Annotated in this window: 1 protein-coding gene and 2 pseudogenes; all 3 read right to left on the bottom strand. The window is 36.6% G+C overall.

Features of this window, described 5'->3' with window-relative positions:
• Positions 1–344, bottom strand: a pseudogene (locus O9295_RS10900) (RNA-guided endonuclease InsQ/TnpB family protein); the annotation flags it as partial.
• A gap of 20 nt (positions 345–364) precedes the next feature.
• On the bottom strand, positions 365–985 hold the full coding sequence (locus O9295_RS10895) for a hypothetical protein (RefSeq protein WP_288032940.1): 621 nt from the start codon (positions 983–985) through the stop codon (positions 365–367).
• Positions 925–1,265 (bottom strand): annotated as a pseudogene (locus O9295_RS10890) (IS4 family transposase); the annotation flags it as partial. The pseudogene O9295_RS10890 and the gene O9295_RS10895, both read right to left, overlap by 61 nt.

Genomic DNA, 1,265 nt, shown 5'->3' with positions numbered 1-1,265 from the left:
ACAATCCGATAAATCTTGGCAAAATAATTCAACCATTCAGTGAATTGATACCAAGAAGCATCAGAAATCGACTTAGACAGCTGACGATTTTTTACTAAGTTTCTTACCTTTAAAGCTTCATAGACTACCAGATCATTAGACTGGACTAACGCCAAAGCGTCTTTAATTGCTTTGTCTTTACGTTGTCTTGACACTTTAAGATGAAGCCTAGCTACTTTTATTCGTTGCTTGTGATAGTTTTTAGATTGTTTCTTTCCTTGACGAAACTTTTTGGATAATCGTCGTTGTGCTTTTTTTAGTCGTTTTTCTGACTTGCTTAAATAACGTGGATTCCCTACAGTATTCTGAGAGGGGGACAAGCGAGCTAGAAGGTAGATAGGGCAAGCGATATCGCTCTTTGTCCTTTGATGTAATCCTTCAACCGATAGCGGCTAATTTGCATTAGCTCTTCTATATTTTTTTGGAACATTTGATGTAGCTGGAGCCAATGATAGAGATGTTGACCCACATAAAAACTGCTGTGTCTGCGTTGACCTTTATATCTTTTTTCAGGTCTTGTAACATATTTTTGGATTCCCATATCCTTAATTTTTTTCCCTTGCATTATGGCACTTGTATAGGCGATAGCTATAACAATTATCAGCTTTGATAAGTATTGCGGTGCTAATTGAGAACCTTCTAAGCTATAGCCTCCCGACTTAAAATCTCGGAACATCTCCTCAATATCAAATCTTTTTTGATAGGCAATTATTGCCGTCTCTAAATCCCCAAAATTTGTCAGAATATACCAAGGTTCTTTTGTTTGAAAACCCCGATAGGTTTTTTTCCACTTACCAGCTAAGTTAAACTGTCCAAATCCCTGCTCTTTTGTAATATTGACATCATTCAAAAATAGTTGAGTTCCTGGACTTAAACCTAACTCTCTCATTTCTTGATAAATTCCTTCTTTTGTCTTGACATTTGTACTTTTTTTTGTCTTAAACAAAAGTATAAACTCTGCTCCCAAAGCCACTTTCCAAGACTGACCGAGCAAAATTCTCTATCTCCTAACACCACGATTTTATGACCTGATAGCACCTTCAATATTTTCCCCAATACTCGCTGCTGTTCTTCGAGATTACTACTTCCTTTTTTATCCAATATCTCCCAATAGATTGGGATGGCTCTCTTGTCATAAATTAGACTCACCATCAAGATATTAATTGCTCCCCAACTCGTTCGGTCTATGGCAATATATACTAATCCTTTTATTGTGAATCTCTCCT

Source organism: Microcystis sp. LE18-22.4A (assembly GCF_027531105.1).
Lineage (GTDB): Bacteria > Cyanobacteriota > Cyanobacteriia > Cyanobacteriales > Microcystaceae > Microcystis > Microcystis aeruginosa.
This window is presented reverse-complemented; position numbering and strand designations above follow the sequence as displayed.